22 protein-coding genes are annotated in these 23899 nt (G+C 61.4%); 8 read left to right on the top strand and 14 right to left on the bottom strand.

Going from position 1 to position 23899, the window contains the following annotated elements; all coding sequences use genetic code 11:
- Positions 1 to 62 precede the first annotated feature (62 nt).
- Positions 63 to 404 (top strand): hypothetical protein, encoded by a 342-nt coding sequence (locus SALMUC_RS07355; protein ID WP_020038223.1) that lies wholly within the window; start codon positions 63 to 65, stop codon positions 402 to 404.
- A gap of 14 nt (positions 405 to 418) precedes the next feature.
- Here the strand turns inward: SALMUC_RS07355 and SALMUC_RS07350 are convergent, their stop codons facing one another.
- Positions 419 to 1450, bottom strand: a complete 1032-nt coding sequence (locus tag SALMUC_RS07350; RefSeq protein ID WP_156883424.1) for a hypothetical protein — start codon at positions 1448 to 1450, stop codon at positions 419 to 421.
- A 163-nt stretch (positions 1451 to 1613) separates the two neighbouring features.
- Between SALMUC_RS07350 and SALMUC_RS07345 the strand changes: the two genes are divergently transcribed.
- The gene (locus tag SALMUC_RS07345; RefSeq protein ID WP_198014531.1) at positions 1614 to 2366 is read left to right on the top strand and encodes a hypothetical protein; all 753 of its coding nucleotides are present in this window, start codon (positions 1614 to 1616) and stop codon (positions 2364 to 2366) included.
- Here SALMUC_RS07345 and SALMUC_RS07340 read toward each other — a convergent pair whose 3' ends face one another.
- Positions 2367 to 2558 carry a hypothetical protein gene (locus SALMUC_RS07340; protein ID WP_020038220.1) on the bottom strand — a complete coding sequence of 64 codons (192 nt, stop codon included), beginning with the start codon at positions 2556 to 2558 and terminating at the stop codon, positions 2367 to 2369. It abuts the gene before it with no gap.
- Positions 2559 to 2683: 125 nt separating this feature from the next.
- Between SALMUC_RS07340 and SALMUC_RS28105 the strand changes: the two genes are divergently transcribed.
- Together SALMUC_RS28105 and SALMUC_RS07330 are read left to right on the top strand one after the other, a co-directional pair.
- Positions 2684 to 5725 carry a TraM recognition domain-containing protein gene (locus SALMUC_RS28105; RefSeq protein ID WP_020038219.1) on the top strand — a complete coding sequence of 1014 codons (3042 nt, stop codon included), beginning with the start codon at positions 2684 to 2686 and terminating at the stop codon, positions 5723 to 5725.
- Between the two features lie 62 nt (positions 5726 to 5787).
- Positions 5788 to 6372: a hypothetical protein gene (locus tag SALMUC_RS07330; protein ID WP_020038218.1), complete on the top strand. Its 585-nt coding sequence runs from the start codon at positions 5788 to 5790 to the stop codon at positions 6370 to 6372.
- Here the strand turns inward: SALMUC_RS07330 and SALMUC_RS07325 are convergent.
- On the bottom strand, positions 6344 to 6835 hold the full coding sequence (locus SALMUC_RS07325; protein ID WP_037371322.1) for a hypothetical protein: 492 nt from the start codon (positions 6833 to 6835) through the stop codon (positions 6344 to 6346). The two genes, SALMUC_RS07330 and SALMUC_RS07325, sit on opposite strands and share 29 nt — an antisense overlap.
- A gap of 42 nt (positions 6836 to 6877) precedes the next feature.
- Between SALMUC_RS07325 and SALMUC_RS07320 the strand changes: the two genes are divergently transcribed.
- A complete protein-coding gene (locus SALMUC_RS07320; RefSeq protein ID WP_020038216.1) occupies positions 6878 to 7378 on the top strand; it encodes a hypothetical protein in 501 nt (166 codons plus the stop codon).
- Between the two features lie 24 nt (positions 7379 to 7402).
- Here the strand turns inward: SALMUC_RS07320 and SALMUC_RS07315 are convergent, their stop codons facing one another.
- Complete coding sequence (locus SALMUC_RS07315; protein WP_020038215.1) at positions 7403 to 8398, bottom strand: prolipoprotein diacylglyceryl transferase; 996 nt, start codon at positions 8396 to 8398, stop codon at positions 7403 to 7405.
- Positions 8399 to 8542: 144 nt separating this feature from the next.
- Between SALMUC_RS07315 and SALMUC_RS07310 the strand changes: the two genes are divergently transcribed.
- Positions 8543 to 9358 carry a hypothetical protein gene (locus SALMUC_RS07310; RefSeq protein WP_156883422.1) on the top strand — a complete coding sequence of 272 codons (816 nt, stop codon included), beginning with the start codon at positions 8543 to 8545 and terminating at the stop codon, positions 9356 to 9358.
- Between the two features lie 115 nt (positions 9359 to 9473).
- On the opposite strand, the gene SALMUC_RS07305 is transcribed toward SALMUC_RS07310, so the two are convergent.
- From SALMUC_RS07305 to SALMUC_RS07290, 4 genes are read right to left on the bottom strand one after another with little or no spacing between them, the layout of a single operon-like run.
- Positions 9474 to 10559: an MBL fold metallo-hydrolase gene (locus SALMUC_RS07305; protein WP_020038213.1), complete on the bottom strand. Its 1086-nt coding sequence runs from the start codon at positions 10557 to 10559 to the stop codon at positions 9474 to 9476.
- The gene (locus tag SALMUC_RS07300; RefSeq protein ID WP_020038212.1) at positions 10552 to 11634 is read right to left on the bottom strand and encodes an ABC transporter ATP-binding protein; all 1083 of its coding nucleotides are present in this window, start codon (positions 11632 to 11634) and stop codon (positions 10552 to 10554) included. Before SALMUC_RS07300 ends, SALMUC_RS07305 begins: the two co-directional genes overlap by 8 nt.
- Positions 11622 to 13328, bottom strand: coding sequence for an ABC transporter permease (locus SALMUC_RS07295; RefSeq protein ID WP_020038211.1), 1707 nt, complete (start codon positions 13326 to 13328; stop codon positions 11622 to 11624). The genes SALMUC_RS07300 and SALMUC_RS07295 overlap by 13 nt, the downstream gene beginning before the upstream one ends.
- Positions 13325 to 14296, bottom strand: a complete 972-nt coding sequence (locus tag SALMUC_RS07290) for an ABC transporter substrate-binding protein (protein ID WP_020038210.1) — start codon at positions 14294 to 14296, stop codon at positions 13325 to 13327. The genes SALMUC_RS07295 and SALMUC_RS07290 overlap by 4 nt, the downstream gene beginning before the upstream one ends.
- A gap of 195 nt (positions 14297 to 14491) precedes the next feature.
- Between SALMUC_RS07290 and SALMUC_RS07285 the strand changes: the two genes are divergently transcribed.
- Positions 14492 to 15283, top strand: coding sequence for a DeoR/GlpR family DNA-binding transcription regulator (locus SALMUC_RS07285; protein WP_245584679.1), 792 nt, complete (start codon positions 14492 to 14494; stop codon positions 15281 to 15283).
- Positions 15284 to 15617: 334 nt separating this feature from the next.
- Here the strand turns inward: SALMUC_RS07285 and SALMUC_RS07280 are convergent, their stop codons facing one another.
- The 4 genes from SALMUC_RS07280 to SALMUC_RS31655 all read right to left on the bottom strand — a co-directional run bounded on the left by SALMUC_RS07280 (position 15618) and on the right by SALMUC_RS31655 (position 18244).
- Positions 15618 to 15875, bottom strand: coding sequence for a hypothetical protein (locus SALMUC_RS07280; protein ID WP_020038208.1), 258 nt, complete (start codon positions 15873 to 15875; stop codon positions 15618 to 15620).
- Positions 15876 to 16330: 455 nt separating this feature from the next.
- Positions 16331 to 17509, bottom strand: coding sequence for an MFS transporter (locus tag SALMUC_RS28745; protein ID WP_021120000.1), 1179 nt, complete (start codon positions 17507 to 17509; stop codon positions 16331 to 16333).
- On the bottom strand, positions 17506 to 18153 hold the full coding sequence (locus SALMUC_RS28740) for an SDR family NAD(P)-dependent oxidoreductase (protein WP_281168838.1): 648 nt from the start codon (positions 18151 to 18153) through the stop codon (positions 17506 to 17508). The genes SALMUC_RS28745 and SALMUC_RS28740 overlap by 4 nt, the downstream gene beginning before the upstream one ends.
- The gene (locus SALMUC_RS31655; protein ID WP_198014527.1) at positions 18101 to 18244 is read right to left on the bottom strand and encodes an SDR family NAD(P)-dependent oxidoreductase; all 144 of its coding nucleotides are present in this window, start codon (positions 18242 to 18244) and stop codon (positions 18101 to 18103) included. The genes SALMUC_RS28740 and SALMUC_RS31655 overlap by 53 nt, the downstream gene beginning before the upstream one ends.
- 151 nt (positions 18245 to 18395) lie before the next feature.
- On the opposite strand from SALMUC_RS31655, the gene SALMUC_RS07275 reads away from it, so the two are divergent.
- Positions 18396 to 18986: a TetR/AcrR family transcriptional regulator gene (locus tag SALMUC_RS07275; protein ID WP_198014525.1), complete on the top strand. Its 591-nt coding sequence runs from the start codon at positions 18396 to 18398 to the stop codon at positions 18984 to 18986.
- A gap of 93 nt (positions 18987 to 19079) precedes the next feature.
- On the opposite strand, the gene SALMUC_RS07270 is transcribed toward SALMUC_RS07275, so the two are convergent.
- Together SALMUC_RS07270 and SALMUC_RS07265 are read right to left on the bottom strand one after the other, a co-directional pair.
- Positions 19080 to 19595 (bottom strand): DUF262 domain-containing protein, encoded by a 516-nt coding sequence (locus SALMUC_RS07270; protein WP_020038205.1) that lies wholly within the window; start codon positions 19593 to 19595, stop codon positions 19080 to 19082.
- A gap of 1 nt (position 19596) precedes the next feature.
- Positions 19597 to 23832 carry a bifunctional DNA primase/polymerase gene (locus SALMUC_RS07265; protein WP_020038204.1) on the bottom strand — a complete coding sequence of 1412 codons (4236 nt, stop codon included), beginning with the start codon at positions 23830 to 23832 and terminating at the stop codon, positions 19597 to 19599.
- Positions 23833 to 23899: the final 67 nt, after the last annotated feature.

Here is a 23899-nt window from a genome sequence, read left to right as displayed (position 1 = left end):
TCTTTGTACCTTGCGGTGATCTGGACAATCTGGGGAGAACACACACAACGAGGACCAGATCCGTGGAGAACAACCGCACCAGCACCATGGAACAGCGCGCGAAGAAGGCCGTCATGGCATTCGGATACGTGAACAAGCTCACTATCGGCCCGGAGGGTGTCGTCGGACACACCATTCCCGGGCTCGATCTTCCCGAGGACGACGGCACGCTGTACCGCCTGAAGGGAACTGCCGGTCTCAGCCAGGATGGAGAGACGCCGGTGACGAATTTCGTCCTGGAGGTCTCCGAGAATGGCGCTGACTTCGAGCCGAAATCCGAGGGGATCGACATCGATGTCTGTCTGAAACGCTACAAGCGTGATCACGACCTCACCGAGGAGGTTCAGGCGGCCCCGTCGCGCTGACGGGACCCGCTTTCTCAATAGAGGTCTGACGAGAACCCGGCGTTCGCCAGCGCTTGCTCTAGCCCCGGAAGAGTGCCACCCCTCCAGCTAAACTGGACGAGGAAGCTTGACCCGTGATCTTCGACACTGGCAAGCGTCAGGCCCTGCACGGCCTGGATCTTGCTCTGCAGATCCCGCGTGGTGATCGCCCCGTCGTCGATCACCTGCAGGAAGCCGTCAATGGTTCCGCCGTCGGCGGCTGGTTGCCCGACCAGACGATAGCGTGTTGCCCGGCCATTCGACGTGTCTGCCTGCCCGGTTCGGTCCGAGTGTTCCGAGCCGGTTGCCGATGGCTGTCTGACGGCATCCCCATAGGTTGACCAGAAGCCGTCGAGCACGGCCGCCCGCAGGTTCGTGTAGTTGGAGATGTCGATCCCGTCGCCGGCACTGATGGTCCCCATCCAGGCGTTCGCGTCCGACCAATGTGACAGGAGGATCTCGCCGTTGTCGGAGCGGGCCACGTAGAGGATGTGGTCGGCGTTGTACCTGTCGCTGAGGTGGTCGGTCAGCACGTCGAAATCACGTGACCGGTCACTGACGGCACGGTCGTCGGCATCGAAGCTTGCCGGCAGGAACTGGGTCGCACCATCCCGGAAGGGGATGTTCCACTTCGAGGCCCAGGTCGAGTTGCGCCGGGCGATGTCCCATGCGCCGTCGGAGGAGACGGATGCCGGAACAACCATGACCCACTCGGGACGCAGCGCGTCGGGGACGGATCCGCTGTCGAAATCGGTGTCGCGCCGCTGGCTTGCGGCGAATTCGGGATCGTCCCGGCTGCTCAGGACACGAAGCATGGCCTGGTATGTCCCGTCCGTGATCTCCTCGTCCACGATCAGGACCTTTTCCAGGTAATCGCGCTGGGCGGCATCAGGTGCGACCTCGAGAATGGACCCGACATGGTCCGCGGCGGCATCCAGGCTCGAGATCCGCGCGTTCGACATCCCGGTATCGGGAACAGCCGTCCGCAGGATCCATTCACGCGGGCCGATCTGTTCGACCGATGTCATGATGTCAGCACCGGTGGGCACAGGCCTGTTCTTCGGAGGGACGTCGTTCACCTGTGAGAGTGCGGGGCCGGTCAGGGCAACAGCGAGGGCACTGCCGAGGAGTAGTGAAGAATAATGTGTCATGCGCCCGAATTACGCCTGTTCGATTTCGAAAGAATAAATATTGAACACCGCACGTTCCTGTGCAATGTTTTGTGTCCACGCGGAGACTTTCATGGCATCGAGCAAAGCACAGTACGTTCACTATTCCATTCCGGGCGGGGAAAAGACCTTTGCCGAGTGGGAGAAGGGAGACGTGTCCGAGCATGCCAATTCCGCGTTCATCTTTGGTGACTCGAAGCCCGGGAAATCATCGGACGACCTGGCTGACCTCGAGCGCAGCAGGATCGTGCTCGACACGAAGTCCGGGAACCTTCGGGTCCGGTCAAGCCAGGGGGACAGGTGGTTTCGTCCCGGGCACCGGTGTCCCGATTGCGCCGGCCGCCTCGAGCTGAAGAAGAAGTTCTTCGCGTGCGGAAACCCGAAATCACCCTGGTTCTATCTGTGCTCGAACCACGAAGCCGAGACTGCCTGCAAGACGGTTCTGCCGGCCAATACCGGCGGGAGCCTCGCCTCCGATATCGCGGATGCGGAAACCAGGCGCGCGCGCAAGCTGACCCGTGAACAGTTCGACCGGCTCTGGAAAGAGGCCCCCGACATCCTCGATTGGGCGGGGGATCCGGATGACCTTCAGAAGGTCATCAACAAGGCCAAGGCCCGCGCCTACAGGTACCTTGCGCACAAGGCGGAAGAGGAAGGGCTGTCAGAGAAGAATATCGCCGCGATGGACATCCCGTCGCTTCGGATCGCCTTCCGTCTCTGCCGTGATGCCGACCTCGACGACGTGATGACTTTCGGGGATCCCGTCACCGCCTGATCAGGATTCATCCTCGGATTCTTCTTCCGGTGGCGCGTTCGGGTCGACCGGTTCGAGCACCTCGACCTCGTTGGTCTTCATCCACTCGTTGATGGCGGCCTGTTCCTCGTCGGTGATGAACTTCGACGTCGGGCTTTCCCTGCGGCGCTGCCCTCGCCTGATCGGCGCTTTCTTTCCCGGTTTCTTCGCCATGCCGCCTTCCCTGTCTTTCCTGTATTCCAGGGATATGGTCGGCCGCCCTGAACGAAGCGTTAATCCCTTTGAACCTTTGGCGACTACTTGCCCGGCAAGCGGTTACCGAGGCGAAGAGTCAGCGCATGGTGGAAAGAAAAACGCGGGGTCTGACGAACGAGCAGGAGCTCAACGAAGAGTTCCTGGTTCGCGACACGAGGGGCAAACTCAAGAAGTTTGCCGACTGGATCAGGATCCCGAACAACATGCTCACGCTGTTGTTCATCCTGGGCGCAAGTGCCTGGGCGCTGCCTGGCATATCAGAGTTCATCTTTATCTGCGCGGTCCTGTTCTACCGGTGGGGCATGAAGCGCGAAGAAACGGCGCCCTTGAAGATGCCGATCCAGAGCGGATTTTCCGATCCCCACCAGCCGCACCCGGCACATGGCAAGCCCACGTCGGCCAAGGGGATCTTCTTCCTTGGAAACGAGATGAAGACCGGCAAGGAGGTCTGGCTGACCAACGACGATGCCAGGCAGCACTTCCTCGTTGTCGGGACCACCGGCGCCGGTAAGGCGCAGCCGCTGGAGGCCGGTGTCCTGACACCCAACGGGTTCGTTCGCATGGGAGATCTGCGGGTCGGTCATGAAGTATCGACGCCGGATGGCGGACGCGCCGCGGTGAAAGCGATCTACCCCCAGGGAGAGGTCGCGATTTTCAGGATCACACTGGAAAACGGGGCCACCACCGAAGCCTGCGGTGACCACCTGTGGCAGGTTTTCGGGAGCTCCGGGGAGCCGGAAATCATCGATACCCTCGAGATCATTGCCCGGGCGAGCCAGGGGGAGACCCAGGAAATCAGGATCGCGCGTCCTGGCGCCACCCCGGAAATGTCCAGGGTTGCCTCCATCGACCCGGTCGGACGGAAGCCGGCGCAATGTATCTACATCGATCACCCGGATCATCTCTACGTCACGGACGACTTCATCGTGACGCACAACACGGAATCCCTTCTCGGGTTCGCGGCGAACGCTCTCATGTGGGGATCAGGGTTCCTGTTCTGCGACGGCAAGGGCGATGTGGCGCTCTTTGCGAAGGTCTATGCCCTCGCCCGCCGGTTCGGTCGCGAGGACGACCTGCTGGTTCTGAATTTCATGACCGGCAACCAGGACCTCGGCGCCATGGGCGGCAAGCTCATGTCCAACACGCTGAACCCCTTCTCGACCGGCTCTTCGGACTCTCTGACACAGATGGTCGTGTCCCTCATGGATGATGCCGGCGGCGACGGCGCCATGTGGAAGGGCCGTGCAACGGCAATGCTGACCGGTGTGATGCGGGCGCTGACCTGGCTGCGTGACGAGGGCCACGTCGATCTCAACGTGGGCGAGATCCGCGAATTCATGTCTTTGCGGAAGATCATCGATCTCGGCGACGAGAAGAAGTTTCCCGATCTTCCGCAGCCGATCAGGAAGCAGATCAAGTCTTACCTGACCTCCCTGCCCGGCTTTCAGCCCGAGAAAGGGTACAAGCAGGCCCAGACCACCCTCGACCAGCACGGTTATCTCGAGATGCAGTTCACGAAGATCCTCGGGAGCCTCGCGGACGTCTACGGGCACATCTTCCACACGCCCAACGGCGAGGTGGACATGTTCGACGTGGTTCTCAACCGTCGCATTCTGGTGATCATGTTGCCGGCGCTCGAAAAGTCCGGCGACGAGATCGCCAACCTCGGCAAGATCGTGGTGGCCACCCTGAAAGGCATGATGGGCTCCACCCTGGGCTCGTCACTCGAGGGGAGCTGGGCGCAGGTGGTGGAGAACCGCCCCACCAACTCGCCTTCGCCGTTCATCTGCGTGCTCGACGAGGTCGGCTACTACACGGTGGAAGGCATGGCCCTGATGGCGGCCCAAGCCCGCTCGCTGGGCTTCACCATGGTCTACGCCTCCCAGGATATTCCCGCGATGAAACGCCTCAACGAGAAAGAGGCCGCATCGATCATCGCGAACACGAACACCAAGATCTTCATGCGGACGGAAGAAGCCGAGACCACCGGTAAGCTTGCCGTCGAAGCCGGCGGCAAGGGTCTCAAGGCCCAGACCGGCGGCTACCAGGGCAAGGCAGGCGAACTGGGTGTCGGTTACTCTGACCAGATGGACGCCCGGATCGAGGCCACGGACCGAGTGAACTTCACCGACCTCAAGGCCCAGACCGAGGGCATGATGCACATCACCTTCCAGGAGAAGGTGGTGCGCGCGAAGTCGTTCTACGCCAACCCTGAAGGTGCGGTCGACAACAGCAAGCTCAAGCTGCGCGCCAACCACTTCATCAAGGTTCCCAAGCCCGACTACGACGATCTCGAGCGGGCGCGGAAACTTCCTGAAATCACCGATAGGATGCTGTCGGAGGACTTCATCTCCGGAAACAAGACGGCCGCGGAGGAGGCGGTGAAGGAAGCCCGCGGCAGCCGGGATCGTATTGCCAACGCGGTGAAGGTCTTCGACTACATGATCAAGTCGCGCAACAAGCCGGCCGATGCCGGCGCCTGTGCGGTGGCCGCCGTCATTCACGAGCAGTCCGAGGCGCTCGAGGAATTCAATAACAGGATCCTGGGAGCCAATGACGGTGCAGGTGACGCTGACGAGAATGGCAATGACGGTTCTGAAGCCGGGGCCCAAGGCGCAGAGGGCAACGATACGACGGATCAAGCGACCGAGCGCCGGAAGGGGCACATGATCAAACGTGGGATCTCCCACCAGGTCCTGGTCGAAGGAGACGACGATCATGACGAGCGCGAGATCGATATGTCCGGTGACCTGGCGGCCAATGACGATGTCATGAACGCGCTGGCGGCCGTGGATTATGATTCCGACACTTCGCGGGACCAGGTCGAAAAACAGATCATCGACGCCATCGATCCCGCGTCGCTGATGGATGACGAGGACATGCCGCGGCCGGAGGACATCATGACCTCAGATGTCGATGACAACGTCACCCGGGCGGCCGGATCCCTGTTCGACGAGTTGGACGACATGGTGGACGAGGCGGAAAAACTGGATGCGTCGGATGAGGGCGAAGGCTCCGACGCTGGCAGTGGCGGGCAGGAAGGCGGTGATGAGGTGCCGGACTCCGACGATATCACAACCCAGTTGCTGTCCCAGTTCATCGTCGATGACGACGAAGACGACTGATCGAAATTTTTGCTTAACCCAGCCCATGTACTGGGCTGGGTATGGCGAAACGAGAACCGAGAATGCAGCAGCTTGTGATGTTCAACGGCCCACCGCGGGCGGGCAAAGACACGGCGGGCGAGATCTGTCGATCCCTGATCGGCGACATGGCGCACGCGGACTTCGTGAAGTTCACGACCTCGATCAAGAACGCGGCCCACCAGGAGCTCGGGCTGGCGGGCGATGCACATGCGTTCGAGGATCTGAAGGATACACCCTTGTCCGAGTTCCGAGGCATGTCACCGCGCGAATTCTATATCGACAAGAGCGAACGGCTCCGCGCCGAGCATGGATACGACATCGTTGCCCGGCTTCTCGTGCGTAGCCTGGAGACGGTCGATGCGGACATCGTGGTGAACACCGATCTTGGCATGGACTACGAGGCAGACCATCTAATCCGGCACTTCGGGGCCGAAAACACGACGCTCGTTCGGATCCACCGGGATGGACACACCTTCGACGATGATTGTCGTGAGTTCGTCTACCGCGATGACGTCGATAGCTTCGATGTTTCCAACACGTCATTCGAGGATTTCGAGAGGTGCGTTGACCCGATCCTGGATACGGTCCTCCAGCGCGTCAGGGCACATCAGGTACAGCCAGCCTGATACCTAGATCAGGATAACAACACCCCCACGCAACACACCCGACGAGCACGGACAGGGCGGCCGCAACGATGCCCAGCGCCCTGGTCCATCCGCGGAGGTCCGCGTTCTCCGCGGATGTGGTTGCCAGCCTGTCGATGATGTCTTCGCGGAACTTCTCGAGATCGGGATGCTGGGCCACGCATGAACTCATGAGCGCGGAGTGGCCCAGGGGGTGGTTCTCCCGGTGAACATGGAGGGCCGCTCCGGCAATGAGGGTCGCCGAAAGTTGGCGAAGCTGGTTCTCTGACATCGAACCGGACAATGAGGATCTGAGATGGGCAGACAGCTCCGTGTGGGCGATGTCGATCCGATTGATGGCAGTATCGCGCAGCAGGTTGTGTTGGGGGTCCTCGCCCTGGCGGCCGAGGATGGAATCCATCCACCAGGTCGGTTCGGTGTCGTCGCGGCTTTCATCGGTCTTCATATCTTTCTCCATATGGCATCAGGCGATCCAGAAAGGGTAAAAATGCTGCCTCAGCACGTATCCAACCTCGTCGAATGTGTCCGGTCCATCCGTATGGAGGTGGTCGAGCGAAACGGGTCCGAAGCCCTGAAGGTCAAGGGTGGTGCCGAACAGCTTCCCCAGCGCCTGATCGAGCTCCAGAGGGCCCTCGAGGCCTTCGATGCAGCCGAGGGCGATCTCGCCGAAAGCGACATCACGACCGTTTACAGGGCCACGCATCTCATCCTGAAACAGATCAGGGGACGACACGAGATCAAGGGGGATCCTGCAAAGGTGCTGGCCAAGGCGTTCGAGCTTTACGGTGGGCATGACTGGATCGGACGGGCGCATCAGGAAGAAGACCAAGGCCCGGCTCGGTTCGGTCTGCGGAATGCGCTCTCCTCGTCTGACCGTTTCCGGACCCGGGCCATGGCGAAGGCGAGAGCGGACATCGAGCGCCGAGAAGAGCAGCAGGCACTGGAAGACGATGCCCGTGATCCGTTTGCGCCCGGGGCCGGAAGATAGGCGCTCCCGGCCAGCGCCTTCCCTTCAGCGACGGAAGATGGCCGTGGCGCCGGCCGCGATCAGGTAGAACACGCCCAGCCCGACGATGACGGCATGCGGAACCAGGTGGTCGGCCGACAGAAGGTTTTCCGACGGGATCTCCGGAATGCCCATGGCATGAATTCCGAGGACACATTGGACAGCGCCGGCCAGGAGCATGGAGATGGCGGCGGGCTGCCTTGAGATCCTGCCGATGATCTGCGCAATCACCATCGTGGCGAGAACGCTCACCAGGACCGCCGGGAACAGATCCATGCGCGACGTGATCTCCTGCATTGCGAGCCAGCCGCCGGCGACACCCCAGAACAGCGGCATCAGACGGAACTGCAGCGTTCCGAACCCTTCCAGGGCCGCCTTCCAGATCGGACGTTTCCGGGTTTCCTCTGTTTCGACCACGTCTTCCGGCTGTGCTTCGTAGGAGGCCGACATCATCGATTGGATGAGGTCTCGCTTTTGGCTCTCCATGTCTTCGTCGGAAAGCTCCGGGAAGCCGTGGCGTGCGGCGGGATCATCCTCGGCCTGTGCTGTGCCGTCTTGCTCCGGAGTTTCGGCGACGCGCTGTTCGGCTGTGAGCATGACGGGAGTGGGTTCGGTTTCCTCGGGCGCTTCGGAAGACCAGTCGTCCGAGACGTCCTCTACGATCTCCGGCTGCGCGGCGTCTTCGGTCGGCCGTTGGGTATCATCCTCGATGGTTTCTGCAGGCGTATCTTGATGTTCGATCACCTGCTCGCGATGCGAGTCATCATCCGAACGGGGAGAAGCGGGGTCTTCCGTGTTCTCGGCCTGTTCGGTGCTCTTCTCGATGACTTTCTGATCTTCGATGAAGCCGTCGCAGGATTGCAGGTTCTGCTCGACCTTCTCGATCATGGCCTCCGATAGGCGCTGAATGTCGTCCAGGGACAGGTTGTCAGCCGAGTCCTCGATTGCTTCCGGCTGCTTTTCCGGGGGCAGCTGCAAAATGTCTTCCGCGGTCATGCTCATGGCACTGTCCTGTTCTTGAAATAATGCCATTTATTCTATGAACAGGGTTGCCGTCAACCTCATCCTTAGGTGGTAGATGGATTAATTAAGGGGAGGGCAAGGTTCCCGAGTATCTATCGATTGGATTAGAGAGGATTGATGGTCATGGCGCTGGTGGACTTCGGAACTGTGCAGGTGTACGAGATGGAGGACATGGTCGAGGTGGTGTTCCCCTACGACCGGGAATTCGTGGCCTTCATGAAGAAGATGAAGGGGCGCTGGGCGCCTCAGAGGAAGGCATGGCAGATCAAGCCGGCCTTCGTGCGGACTTCCTCGTCGGAGATCGTTCAGAAGATCTCGGAGCAACTGGAAGCCCAGGCGCCGAAGCACTGGTCGCACAATCTCGAGGTCCTTCGGAAGCGTGGATGCATCATGCGCAAGTTCGAAGTCTTCGGAGGGCTTGCGGGACTACGCGTGAAGATGCCTCTTGGGCACCCATGTCACCATTACCTGAAGGAAGTGGATCGGCTAAGCAATGTGCGTGACACTTGGTACATTCCCGCGGTCAAGTTCGGGGACACCGCGGTCCAGCAGGCCGTGGCACGGATTTTCCAGGATGACTTCCATGCCTACGAGGCTGCGTTCGAGGCTGCGGAGGAACGGTGCCTTGTCGGGAAAATCAGGATGGGCGCGGAAGAGGAAGAGGCTCACGGCATGAAGAAAGAGGGCTTCGTGACCGCGGTGCCGGGCTTCCTGAAAACGGCTGATCCGGTGATGGCGGATGTTCCCGCCCGGGAGATTGCCTTCGAAGTGCTCAGCATGCGGCGGATCGACGATGAGACACTGAAGGTGAAGTTCGAGTACGTTGCGCCAGAGGAGGGCCACGCTCATCTGACCGTGCGCCCGTTCGCGTCGAACACACTTCAGGCCATCGGACCCCACCACATGATCGATGACGACTGGGTGCAGAAAAGATCCTGATTTTCTCGACGAGGCCGGAACACAGGTTTCGTAGGCCGCGGGCGGCTGACCTCTTCTGTGACCGACGCCAGTATTCCATCCAGAGCGCGCAGCGCTTGGGTGAAGGTGAAGTCGGTCACAGAAGCATCCTTTCGTTCAGCAGCAGGGTCGCGCGGAAACGCGTTTCCAGCAGATAGTCTTCGGGGCAGTCGCAGAACAGCGGCGCAAAGTGCGTGGCCCCGAGGCTATGAATCATTTCAATCTGATCGCGCAGCGGCGGGTGTACGTTCCAGCGTAGGAACTGCCCGCCATGAGCCATGATCGCTCGGGCGTGGGCCGTCATATGGCCGGTGAAGATCACCGTAGCGTCCCTACCCAGCCGTCCGGTGTCACGCCAGTCCCGCACGATGGCCCAGGCGGCACCTGCATCGGCATTGGGCGTGTCGCAAATCAGATAGCGCGCGTCAGGGTCGAAGGGAGCCTCGATCAGCGGCCATAGGGCCTCGGCCCCGGATGCCACGCCGCCATCCTGCAGCATCTGTCGCAAAGCCGCCCTGCAGGTGTCGTCGAGAGAGACGCCATCGCGCGGCAGCAGATGCAGCGCCAGTTCGCCTGCCCGGCCCGAGGGAGGCACGGGGAGCAAATGCTGGCGATGCGGGCTCGCATCTAGCGCGGCATCCAGACTCGCCCGCCGCGCCTCCTGGGGGATATCATTCAGATGATAGGAACAATCGATCAGCGCCACCGCCGCCTTGGGCGGCGGAGCATATGCGAACCAGTCAGACTCCTCCGACCAGTCGCCGGAAAAGAACAACCCCTCGCCAAGCGCGATGTGGAACCACACACCGCCGCAGGCATGACCGTTGGGTCCTGTGGTCAGCACGGTGCCCGCGATCTCCGTCCGGCCATGCTGCGGCAATAGATGCACATCGGCGCCCGGCGGCAGCGAGCGCGCGGTCTCGACCGTGCAATGGATCGGCAATCCTGCCGTCACCGCGAAACCGGCGCCTCCGATATGATCAATGTGGTCATGGGTGATCAGAACCCGGTCCACACTGTCCAGCCAAGCCGGACAGAACGGAGAGGAGGCTTCGGGCCCTGCGCCGACGTCGAGCAGCCAGACCTCGCGGCCGGTCCAGACCCGGATGCAGGCCGGACCCTTTTCGCCCAGACCCGACAGGACCTCGACCCAGGGAATTGGGCTGCGGGTGGCATCAAGCATCGACCATCACCCGCGCGGGAAATGCGCTTACACCGGGTTCGCGAAAAGCCCAGGGCCGATTGATCCGAAGACCGACCTGCGCGCCCACCACGAGCCGTTTGCGCGAGAAGGCAACGAGGTCCTCGCCCGCCGCGTCCACCACCACCCGGAACCGTCCGCCCTGATAGGTACACCCACGCACCCGTGCGCGCAGGCCGCCCTCGTCCGTCAGGCTTACATCCTCAGGGCGGATACACAAATGGGTCGGCAAGGCCTCACGGCTGCGCACCTTGACCCGCATACCCAGCGCCTCCACTTCAAGACCGCTGCGGTCGAACGGGCCCGCCGCGCGGGCAGAGACCACCGCCCCGTCGCCCACGAAGCCCGCGACAAAGCAATCCACGGGCTCCGAATAGAGAACCTCGGGCGCGGCGAACTGGCGGATCCGCCCGCCCTCCATCACCGCGACACGGGAGGCCAGCGCCAGCGCTTCGCCCTGATCGTGGGTCACGTAGAGCATTGTCGCACCGGTGCGCCGGTGGAAGGCCGTGAAGTTCTCTTGCATCGAGGCGCGCAGCGCCAAGTCAAGATTTGCGAGCGGTTCATCCAGCAGCACTGCCCGTGGTTCGGCCACAAGGCAGCGCGCCAGTGCCACCCGCTGGCGCTGGCCGCCCGACAGCTGCGCCGGGGCGCGGTCCGCGAACTCGGACAATCCGGTTAGCGCGAGCGCCTCCTCCACCCGCCGGGTGCGCTCAGCTCGCGCCAGCCCACGCACCTTCAGCGGGTAGGACACGTTACCCGCCACGGTCATGTGTGGCCAGAGCGCATAGCTCTGGAACACGATGCCCACGCCGCGGTCCTCGGGGGGCACGAAATGCCCCGGCCCGGCCACCTGCCTGTCGCCCATGCGGATCTCGCCGCGCGTGGGTTCCTCGAACCCGGCAGTCAGGCGCAGCAACGTGGTCTTACCGCAGCCCGATGGCCCCAGAAGGGCCACGAACTCTCCGCTTTCGATACACGCGTCGATCCCGTCCAGTGCCGGCCGCGCGGATCCGTCGAACTGTTTCGCCAGGCCGGAATAGATCAGCTCTGCCATGGCACGACTCCTTTCGGCAGACGGCGGGCCAACAGTTGTACTCCCGCCATCAAGAATACGATCAGCAGGACAATCGACATCGCCAGGGCCGATGCCATGACGGTCTCTCCGCTGTCTTCGAGATTGAAGATAACAACGCCCAGGGTCTCGGTTCCCGAAGACCAAAGGAGCGCCGAGACGGTCAGCTCATTGACTGCCGTCAGGAAGACGAGGATAGCTCCCGCCGCAGCGGCCGGTGCCGCAAGGGGTAGCACGATGGTACGCAAGCGCCGGCCAAGCCGTGCCCCCGCCGCGCTGGCAGCCTCTTCCATGGCCGGGTCCAGCTGCCCGACAGAGGCCTGCACCGGGCGCAGCATCACCACGAGGAAGCGGGCCAGATACGCCAGAAGGATGATCCAGATCGTGCCGTAAAGGGTCATGTCAGTGAACGGCAGATCAAGAAACGCCAGGATACAAGCGATGGACAGCACCACCCCCGGTAGCGCATAGGGCAGGTCTGCCAGCACATCTATCGTACGCGCCGCGCGACTGGGCCGACGCGTCATCAGCCAGGCCAGCGGCAGACAGACCGCCATCAGGATCGCGGAGGCGCCGAACGCCAAGCTGATTGAGTTAACGTAGGCGCGGCGGGTCATCGGCTGCCGCAACAGCGCCTCAACCCAGGCGTCAAAGGTCATGTTCGTCCACGTTAGCGACACGCCGTACGCCGGGATCAGCGAGGTAAAGAGCAAGGCCATCAACGGCAACGCGAGGATGGCCGCAATAAACGTCCAGAGTGCAATCTCCACCGGCAACCGTGCGCGGCCCAAGGAAATGGATAACGGCTGTCCCGAGAGGCCCACCAGCCCGTGGGATCTGCGCGCAAGGAGCCAACGCGCCAGCAGCACGCCCGAGATGGCAACGAGGCCGATCAGCAGGGCCAGCACCGCGACCTCGGAAAGCACCGAGGGGCCGAAGCCCACCAGGCGCTGGTAGATCAGTGTCGGCAGTGTGGAATAGCGGGCGGGAATGCCCAGCATCGCAGTAATGCCGAAATTGCCTAAGGCGGTGACGAAGGCCATCGCTGCCCCGGCACCGAGGGCGGGAAGCGTGAGCGGCATCACGATCTGCGCCCAGACCCGCAGGCCGTGCGCGCCGGACATGCGCGCCGCCTCGACGAGATCCGCCGGAATCTGGCGCAGCCCCGCGCGGAGTGTCAGGAATACGATGGAGGCGTGCTGGATCCCCAGCAGCAGAATGATGCCGCCGGGGCTATGCAGCGGCTGCGAGCTGCCAAGCGGTGGCGCAAGCCCCACCATCTTCAGCATCACCGACGACGGCCCCGTGACCTGCATCCACGCAAGCGCGGTGATCTGCGGCGGAATCATCATCGGCACCATCAGGCAGAACACCAAGGCGCCGCGCGCCCGCACGTTCGTCAGTGCCACGAGAAATGCGAACGTGCCACCAATCAGCACGGATAGGATCGTGCCGCCGGCGGCGGTGACCAGGGAATGCACCAACGCTCTGTGCGTGCTGCCCTGGCTGATCACTTCGACCAGATGAGCGCCGGTCAGCCCGCTACCGAACCCAACACCCTCCAGCAGCAGGCGCACAATCGGACCGAGCGCTATAAGCGCCACCGGCAGCAGAAGCCAAGACAGTAGCCGGCCTTCCGACCGGCTACTGCTGCGTTTCGCAAACGAAAGGGTCATTCGACGCCGAAGACCTCGGCAAAGCGTTCCTTGTTGGCGTCTGTGTCCGCCAGGGCCTTTGCAGGTTCAAAATCCATCAACCTAATCTCGTCGCGGGACGGGAAGCCTTCGGGGCTGTTGATGCCGTTGCGGGCCGGGATGTAGCCCTGCTCGACCACCAGCTGTTGACCTTCTTCAGACAGCAGAAAGTCTACGAACTTCTGCGCAGCGGCGTTGCTTTCGGCCTTTTTCATGATGGCGACAGGTTCGGTCACGTAGGACACGCCTTCCTCGGGGAAGACGAAGTCGACCGGAGAGCCGTCGGCCTTGGCGCGCAGCGCCAGAAAATCGACCACTACGCCATAGGGCTTTTCGCCTGAGGCCACGGCCTTGAAGGTACCGCCGTTGCCACCTTCTGCACGGGCCTCATTGTCGGCTAGTGCCTCGTAATAGTCCCAGCCAAGGCTGTCTTCGCCGGTCAGCGTAGCGAGATGGATCAGCGCGGCGCCGGAGTAGAGTGGCGACGGCATTGCGATCATGCCCTCCATTTCGGGCTTGGCCAGATCCGACCAGGACGCCGGCACCTCAGTCGCGCCGGTGTGGTAGACGATGCCGGTGGTGATCAGCTTCGTCGAGTAATAGTAGCCTTCCGCACTGTAGAGCGCCGGGTCGTAGGCCTCGGTCTCGGGCGACTTGTAGGCGGCAAGCTGACCATCCTGCGCCAGACCTTCCAGCGTCACCGTGTCTGCGATCAGCAGAACATCGGGCTGAGGGTCGCCGGCGGCGATCTCGGTCTGCAGGCGGGTCATCAGGTTGGTGGTGCCGTCGCGCACCCATTCCACTTCTACGCCGGGATTGGCGGCCATGAAGGCATCCACGGTGGACTGGGCATCCGCATTGGGCTGCGAGGTGTAGAGGGTAAGGGTCTCAGCAGCCGCAGCTACCGGCAGCGCCAGCGCAACGGACAGAGAAAGAAGAGGGCGAAGCATAGGGTACTCCTGCAGGATTGTCTTTTCGTTCGAAAGCAAATTGACGGAAGTCATTCGCTGTCGCCCTGTTAGTGTGATCGCATGACAGCGGTGTGACGCTTTTCCCTGATTCCAAATTCTAGCTAAATAAGACTAATCATGCGGGTCGGCGCTGGACTCGGCTGGAGCCGCGCGGCAAACCTAGGTGTGGGAAACATGACAGCAGGTTTTCGAACGAAAATGTCTATTGACGAGGCCGCCCGCCGTCGGGATCAGATCATCAACCTGCTATCGGCATATGGCGAACTCTCCGCCAAGGCCATGGCCGCAATGCTGGATGTGACGGTTCAGACGATCCGGTCTGACCTGCGATTACTGGATGATGCGGCACTCGTCCGGCGGCGCCATGGCCGCGCGCGCCTCGCAATCCCGCAAGAGAATATCGGCTTCCAGCCCCGACTGGAGGTGTCGCGCTCAGAGAAGGATAGGATCGGAGCGGCAGTCGCCTCCCTGCTGCCCAATGGCGCATCGGTCGCTCTAGGGACGGGCACCACGGTGGAAGCCATCGCCCGTGCCCTTTCCGGTCACGAGAAACTGTCGGTGGCTACAAACAATCTGCACGCAGTGCTGGCCTTGCGCGCAGCCCCGGACATTTCGGTCTCTGTGGCGGGCGGTCGGGTGCGCATGCGAGATCTTGACCTGATCGGGGCCGAGGCCGGCGAGTTTTACGAGAATCTTCGTATGCAATTTGCGGTCTTCAGTGTCGGCGGGGTGTCGCTCGGAGGAGACCTTCTGGACTTCACCATGGACGAAGTCCGTGCACGCCGAGCAATCGCATGCTGTGCATCGCATCGCATCCTTGTCATCGATCACGCCAAAATCGGCCGTGCCGCGGGCTTTGCCATGGGGCATGTGTCGGATCTCGATACCGTCGTGTGCGGCGGTACACTCCCCGAGACGTTGACATTTGCGTGCAAACAGGCCGGGACTCGCGTCGTACTAGCATGAAATTTGGATCCTGCTGGCGCGCGAGTTATTCACCCGGATGGCTCTGATGATGTGAGCACCGTTCGCCGCGCGTGCTCAGTTAGGGCCGCGGCCGCGAACACCGGATCTTCGGCGCAAACGCGCGCTGGTCGAGCTTGGCCGACGAGAACAGACATCGGATGGTTTCAGATCCCGATGGAGTCAAACACGCTTCAGGCCATCGGACCCCACCAAGTGATCGATGACGACTGGGTGTAGAAGAGATCCTGATTTTTCCGGATCGGGTTACGCCGTTATCGTGGTCGCCTGGCTGCCTAGGACAGGCCTTGTCGTTGCGGCGCGCATGAACGCTCACTCAGGACTTGTTGCCCTCCGCCTCCCCTGACTTGGTGTCGGGGTCATTGTAGTCACTGGGGTCGTAGTCGTCGGGGTTGTAGGCTTCCTTGCCATCAGGGATCCCGGTGACGTGGGTAGTACCGGTCTCTTCGTCGAAGGCCAGACCGTAGGTTGCGCGGCCTTCGGTCTTGTACCGTCGGAATTCGTGGAATCCTGCGTAGACGAAGGCCAAGGTGAAAGGCACTAGGATCACGAGAGCGATGATTTGAGCTTCCATGGTTGGGCTCCTATCCGGTTTGGTCGTCAGGGCCTTTTGCGCGAATGGGATCGTCTCCCCTGCATTTAGCGTATCGTGCACGTCAGGACCCGCGATCCTAACGCACTGTACTCTTGAGGCCAACCAAGCGGTGGCCCTGCCCTCCTTCACCTCTCTCGATGTTGGCGATTGGGGCGCGAATTGCCAGATGTCATGAACGGTGGCAGCGGCGTGTAGGGATCCGGCCCTTCGAACCGGGACCGGCTCGTGACACGACCTGTCGGTCGTCTCGCCTCCGTGCAATGGCGCCGCGTCCCTCAGCTCAGGGTGTTGCGTCTGGTCGGTCAACCAGAGTGATCGGGCCGCAATTATCTTGGAACCGTCAGTGGCAAGCTGCACGATGATCTTCCTAAGCAGAGCGGAAGCAATGCCCTGAGCTGAGGGACGCGTTTCTGTACGACCGACAGGGGGAGACCTCAGATATCGCACCTCTGTTCGGTTTTGCGCTTGGCTTCTGCCATCGCTGCTTTTCTGACTGCCAAAAGGCCTGCCAAGACAACGGACAAAACGGCCAACATGGAACTAACGGCCCCCGTCGACATGCCAGTGCCAGCAGGAGAGACAGAAAAGCCGCCAAGAACAGCACCAAGCGCGATCCCGATATTTCCGGCAGAAATATTGAGAGAACCCGAAAAGGCGGGGAAGTGTGGTGCGGCGTTCATCAAACGTGCCTGGCTCAAAACAAAGCTAGCCGCATGCGCGCCGCCCCATGTCGCTGCAATGGTCACCGCCATAGCTGTTTCGGGTTTATACCCAGTCTGAAAGGCCAGACTGCACAGCGCAACCAATGCCGTTGCACAGCAGCTGGCGCCTAACGGCCACGAAACTACCTTGGCTGCAAGACAGTTTCCGGCGAAGCCGGCCACTCCAAATATGAGAAGCAGAACATCGACAACGTCTCTTTGCACGCCCGCATTTCTCAGGATCTGGGTAATGTGTGCATAGCTTGCGAAAAGTGCTGCGAACGTGAACACTGTCAGCGTCAGATGCCCAAGCAGGTATCCATCAAGGGTTTGGTCGCGCTGCAGCCGACTGGATCCAGGCGCTCCCTCATCAAGGTACTTGAATACTGCTGTCAGGACCAACAGACAAAAGAGCCCCAAGCCAAACATGACACTCTGCCACCCGACAAGCGCGGCAAGGCTAGCGCCGATGGGAGGTGCCAATGCACCACCAGCAACAACCCCTATGTAAAGAAGCGAGGTCCCGTGTCCAGTGCCATATCGTTGTGCCATCCAGACGTTGGCGAAACTCATAAACACTGGCAGAGTGGCGCCTTGAATGGCCCGCAGTGCCAGTGTCGTGGAAAAATCCGGGTAAAAAACAAACGCAATATTTCCAACATACGGCGCCAGCGACCAAGCCAAAACGCGCTTCGCTGGAAATCGTGATAGGTAATAGACCAGACCGGGACCGCCAATGGCGGCCCCGAGAGCGAAAACCGAAACAACAAGACTATATTGTGCAGTGTTGATCGCCAGTGAAGAAGACAGGTCCGCTGCCAATCCCACGACAACGAATTCCACTGCAACAACAAGAAACGCGCCGGTGATGAGCGTTGCCGTTGTGAAGACGCTCTCTGATCGCGAAGTCATGCGTTTGCGCCATTGTCGAGAAGCCAGTCAACGCCCGTGACCGACCTACCAGTCGGCCCGGCGAGAAAGGCAACAAGATCTGCAACTTCGTCTGGCGTGCCATATCGACCCGTCGCTGTCGCCGCGCGCTGACCATCTGCCGCCGGACCGTTTGCCGGGTTCATATCGGTATCTGTGGACCCGGGATGGATGGCCACTGCCGTAATCCCACGTGGTCCTAAATCCCGTGCGAGTGCATGCGTGAATCCGGAGATTGCAGCCTTGCTGGCACTATAGGCGGTTAGGCCCGGAAAACTTGCCCGGAAAGCAAGGTTGCTGCCGATGGAAATGATGCGACCGCCTTCCGGCATGTGATTGATGACGGATTTCGTGGCCACAAATGCGGCAGTCAGGTGCACCATGACAGTTTCGTTGAACAAATCCAGGCTCATCTCATCAATCGGCATAACTTTGAAAATGCCGGCATTGTTGACCAGAATGTCTATGCCGCCCAATGCATCGGCGGCTTCACTGATCGCAGATTCGATCTCGCTCGGTACTATGCTGTTCGCGCGGACTGCCAGCGCGCGCCGCCCCGAGGCCTCCATTGAGTCACGCGAGGGCCTCGGCGGGCCCGGCAGAAGAATTGTACGTAAAGGCAACATCTGCCCCATCTTCTGCGAGGCGACGCACGATTGCTGCGCCCATTCCCCGACTACCGCCAGTAACGAAGGCCTTTTTTCCAGCCAGTTGCATGTCGAACTCCTTTTATGTAGCGACCACTACACAAATCCCCTCTTGCCATGTGGTGTCAACCAATTTATGTAGTCATCGATACAAAAAGGAACGCATCATGACGCGAGGACGGCCCAGACAGTTCGACAGAGACGCAGCGCTGGCGCGCGCCATGGAGATGTTCTGGGCAGACGGATATGCAAACACATCGGTCTCGGACCTGACGCGTGCGATGAACATCTCACCGCCGAGTTTTTATTCTGCATTCAGCAGCAAGGATGCGTTGTATGAAGAAAGCCTGAAATTTTTCGTCGAGCACCACGGCGGGCAGATGTGGGATCGGCTCGATTCGACACCCGCTCTTGGCGATGCTGTTGAAGCCTTCCTCACGGCCTCGGCGTCGGCATTTTCAGGCAGGGGGCATCCGCCCGGATGTATGGTTATTGCCGGATTGCAGGAAATGCTTCCCGGCAGCGCCACCGACGACGCTACCGTCAGCGCCGCCTGGCTAAAGGCGCAAAGAGAAGCCAATGATCGCAAAATGCAGAATAGGTTCAAACGCGCCATCGCGGAGGGCGATGCCCCAGCCGATTTTGATTGCCGGGCGGCGGCGGATTTTGTTCTGACACTTCAAGCCGGGCTGTCGAACACAGCGCGTTTGTCGTTGTCACACTCGCGACTCGTCTCAATCGCCCGTCTTGGGCGACAATCAATTGAGGTAATGTTAGGCTCGGAAACCATTGGTCAGCACGATGTCACGTGATTCAGCCTATGCGAGAAGCAGGATGAATATGAGCGCTGGGCATAGTGACGGTTTCGGCGAGGCGAGCAGGCAGCATTGTCTCGAGAGGTGACGCTAGATGTTAATTAGCAGTCCCTGGAAGCGGACCCGTTGCTCCGGTGATGCCAGTTCGTCCAGAACATGAACCGTAAGCTTGGGCCGCCGGAACTGAACACGCATCGCCGGCGGCAAGACATTGGCATCTGGATTGTCCGAGTTCCAGACAAGGCCCTCGAGCGCCGGGAGGTGGCGGGTGCCGACGAGCCCCAGTGGCGGCGCGGTCCCGCCCTGCCCGTCCGGCAGAACGCCGGCGAATTCCAGGATCGTTGCCACGCGCGCCACGCCGTCCACGATCTCGATCTGATCGGTGTCGTTCGCGGCGAGATAGACATCTGAAATCGTAATCCCGAGGAAAAGGGACTCGATCAGTGCTGATTTCCGGATCAGGGACCATCGGTACCGGTTCTGCCAGCCCGCGGGAAGCGCCAGGTCGCCATCCCGGAAAAGAGAGATCAGCTCGCCCACGGACATGGTCTCGGTGGAGATCCTGCCGGCTAGCGACATCTGCTCGAGTTCGGTGTCCAGGCTCATGTCAATCTCCGTTCCCGTCAGCGACATGCGCGCCGAGGCTTTCGTAGGTTTCTTCGTTATTCTCCCAGAGGAGCTTGTCACGTTCGGCTTGTCGTTCGTAGGTCATTTTCTCCCAGATCCGCGCCAGCGTCAGCTCTGCCTCGATCTCGGCAAAGCACACCTGTTTCTTTTTCAGGATCCCCGAGTTCCCGGCCGTGAAGGTCAACGGATGTGAGGGCAGCTTAGATGACCGACCTTGCTGAAGATCCACGCGCTCCGAACCACGGCGCATGATTTCAACGCCGGCCTGATGTCCGGTATTCCGTTCCCGAACCTGGCGATCCTCGAACTTGCCGAGCTCGATCTCGATGTTGTCCGGTGCTCGGGCCCTGGCCAGCGACTTGATTGCCGCGTCAGGATTTACCGGGTCGATCCGGTCATATGTGAGACCAAGGCGGTCGAGCACCGCGCCGAGACGTTTTTGATGGTCGTCGATACCGGTGCGCACGAAACCATAGGCGTCCGCGCGTTCGGACAGGATGCGGTACGCCGTGAACCCGTGGGTCTTGGCGCCGGTCTGTGTGCCGTCCCGGAAACTGAAGCCGGAGGCCGCCATCTCCTGGATCGCATGGTTACGGTCCGCGAATAGTTCCGGGCACTCCTCGACCAGGAGATCGGGCTGCATGATACCCCCGCATCTCCGGATGGCATCCCAGAAGAAGGACCGTTTGGTCACCAGGTCATCCAGGTGCACCAGATCGTCGATGACGACGTTTTCCGGGATCACCGAGCTCATCGCGAACCAGATCGGGGCCTCGCCCTGGCGATAGACCGGGCGCAGGCGACCACAGAACTGCAGTAGTTCCTCTTCGCGGTACTGCTTCTGGATCATGCGTCCCCACTTGCCGGGATGCATCGGGGTCGGGATCTCCACCACTTCTCCGGATCTCAGCTTGAGCCTCTGGTTCTGGCTCGGCATGAGAAGCGGCTGGTCGCTCTGGTCGTCGTCGCCGTTCCCGCGCAGGCCGGTGCCGTGCTTGTCGAAAGGAAGCTCGGGGTCTTCATCGTCGAAGGTCAGCGCGGCGACGAGACCGTCGATGGTCCGGATGGGCAGCTCCATGCGCCCGATACTGACGGCCGCCGAATGGTGCTTGGCGAAGTCGAGCCCACGCATTGCGCCGAAATGGCACCAATCGACGTTGTCCGGCCCCGTCCAGTCCGTGTTCAGTGTCCGGCGAACAAGGATCGACGAACCGGCCACGACACGGCTGTCGCCGAACCAGGCGCTCACGGACGAAATCATGTGACGCAGGCTGGTCAGGCCGGAGGCAGCCCGGAGCTTCTCGATTTCGGATCCCTCGGGGTCACCGATGATCGACGCGTTCGAGAACGTGCGGTTGACCACTCCGACGACCTTCATGTGGAGCGGCCCGCTGATGTCGTGGGTGGTGACGTCGGCGCCGCCCCAGATCTTCGTGATGATTTCAGGCGCGGCCGAGGCATCCAGCAGCAGCAACGGGATGTTCTCCCAGTTCGGTGTTGTCCTCCAGGAGATGCGGATCGTCTCGCGCGGCGGGCCGTCCGTGTTCAGATCCCGGATCTTCTGGATCCTGAGCTCCCGTTCACCATGCGGCATCTTCTGGCTTGCCCGGTGGGCATCGAGGAGGCGCTGGAGCTTGAGGCGGTGTTCGATAAAGTCGGAGCCGCTGATATCCCGGATCTTCGCTTCGAGGTTGTCGGCCAGGCCGCCCATCGTGAGGCGCTCGATACGGTCGGCAATGATTTCCCAGAACCGTTTCTCTTCGCGAACGTGGTGACCGGAGGGCTTCTCACACATCTCGACGACTTCATCGAGGGTCATCTCCGGCGTCAGGTTGGCGTCCTTGCGCAGGGCGTTCGAACAGATACGGATGCAATCCTGAACGAGTTGTGCGCCGCGGGAGGCGTGCCTGTGTTCCCCGGGCATGTCTGACTGCGCGGGCGGCTGATAGGCCAGAGCCTCGGGGTTCTGTTCGTAATCGAAAAGGCGCTGGGCAGGGCAGGCATCTTCGGACAGGGCCTGCCGGACAATCTCGACGGCTTCCTCGCGCGACTGCGCCAGATCGTGCGCCGTGACGCCCTGCTCTCTTTCGCGGCGCGTGAGGCGCACGGATTTCCGGGGCAGAGACAGGTCCACGACGGGGAATTCCGTCGTATGCAGGAACAGGTGGTGGATGCGTTCATCGGCGATGACCGCGCGCGCGTGCTGCAGCTCCTCGGGGATCGTGAGCTGCATGAAGGGGTGCGGCGTGAAGACCAGGTCGCTCTCCTGGATGCGCGCCTTCTGGGTGATGGCCGGGCATCCTGCATAGTGCGGGCAGTAGACGGTCTCCCGTTCTCCATCCTCTCTGGTGACGTCGGCCTTGCAGAAGCCGGCGGTCCCTACCCCGGCCTCCATGGCGGCCTGGACCTTGTCTGCCATCTGGCATCCCGCCGCGATCTTTCCCTTGTAAACCAGTACGTCGAGGCCGGCATCCATGGCATCCCGCTTCATGTCCTCGAGACGGGATTCCAGTTCCTCCTCCGGAACGAGCCCCTTCTGTGCGGCCGCATCCTTCAACTGGTCATCGTCGAGCGCAGGGTCGAGATTGAGGACTTCGGCCCGGACCCTGACCTCCTCGATGTTGGCGTAGGTCGGCAGGAGGAAGACGATGGGCATACTGCCTTCGACCTCGTTTCCCGACAAGGTTTCGTAGCTGGTCGTCAGGCCCTGTGCGGGCGCGACGATGTTGCCGTCTTCGTCGCGGCGACCGTCGAGACGCGGCCTGTGGGCCCGCGCTTCGTGATCGGCCTTCTTCTCGCCGATGTAGCGGATGGTCCGCGATGTCTTGCCGGCGCCGGTGGGAGCCTTGACGATGTGGACCCTGTTTTCCCCGGGGGTACGGCCGCAGTCGGCCATGAAAACATCTTCGAAGAACATGTCGAGCGCGGCCTCGAGACCGGTGCCGATTTCATCGATCTGCTGTGCACGTTCCTCGTCGGTGAGCGTGACCGGGTCCTGCTTCCCGACGTATTGACCGGGCAGGGATTTCCGGCGGAACTTGTCCGGCAGGAAGCCGAGACCGCGTTCGGCAAGCTGTTCCTTCGAAAAGGGCAGCGAGAAGGTGCCCGGCTTGTTTTCCGAGGCCTTCAGTTCTTCCTTCCGCCGCGGCTTGAGCTCGATTTCACCGGCGTCCTGCTTGCGGATCAAACGGCCCAGCTTGCCATCGATCTCCCTCAGGACCCGGTTCTGGGTCCAGCGGCCGGACATTTCGGCATTCTGGGCGAACTGGTCGTAGATGGAGCTGCGCAGTTGTTCCCGGGCGCCTGGGTTGTTCCGGGCGAATTCGAAGACGAGGTTCGTCAGGTAGGCTTCCCGCCCGTCGACGATCTTGCCCTGTTCGTTTTCCACCCATCCAGTGGCGTTGGACCCGGAGCGGAGTTTCGGAACGTGGATCTTCTGGTTCGGATCCCATTCGATTTCCTGCGGGGCCAGAAGCGCTGAAGGGTTACGGTGGAGACGACGGATGTTTTCGTCGACCGCCTCGAAGAACATCGTGACTTGGTGGGACGTGACCAAGGGCGCGGCCTCGGGGCCGAGCTCTGTTGGGTTGCTCCGAAGCCACTGGAAATAGCGGCCGGTCTTATGGTGCTTGCCCATGAAGGTGATGGGTTTGCCCTCGGCCACGGTTTCGATGGCGTGCGGAGAGGCAATGACCCGGCCGTTATCTGTGGTCTCTGACAGGTGCCGGGACATGCTGGGCACCTTGTCGTCGGCAGGATGCCGGTAGAGAAGCACGACCTTGGGAGCCATGCCGACCCGGTGGAACGGGGTTTCTCCAAGCATTTCCTCGGCCAGCATGACGATGCGGGAGCACAGCTCCTCGTCGGTCACGTCGATATCGAGGGCGAATGTGTGCCCACTGCCCTGCCCCATGGCAGCGCCGACATTCAGCGTCGCGCACTGCGTGATCCATTTTTTCAGAGCTCCCGGCGTCGGCAGCTGCCAGGGAAGCTTGTGATCCGCGGACCAGTTGATCGTGTCGCCGTTGTTCAGCTTGGCCGGCATGCGGTTGATGGTCTGCGGGAAAACCGACCATCCATGCCGAACCAGATCCTCGGCCACGGCGCCGAAGACGGGTTCGGAGGGGTGAAACATGAGGTCGACGTCGTCGGTCTTGGACCACGTGGACGTCGAGAAGGTTTCCCCCTCGAATAGATCGAGGTAGCTGTTGGACAAAATGGCCTCTTGTTCCCGGCTCTGTGTAGCGCCGGAAAGGATAGGTGTCAACTTTTCATGGCGGCCG

Source organism: Salipiger mucosus DSM 16094 (assembly GCF_000442255.1).
Taxonomy (GTDB): Bacteria; Pseudomonadota; Alphaproteobacteria; order Rhodobacterales; family Rhodobacteraceae; genus Salipiger; species Salipiger mucosus.
Note: the sequence above shows the minus strand (reverse complement) of the source record. Positions and strands in the feature narration are given on the sequence as shown.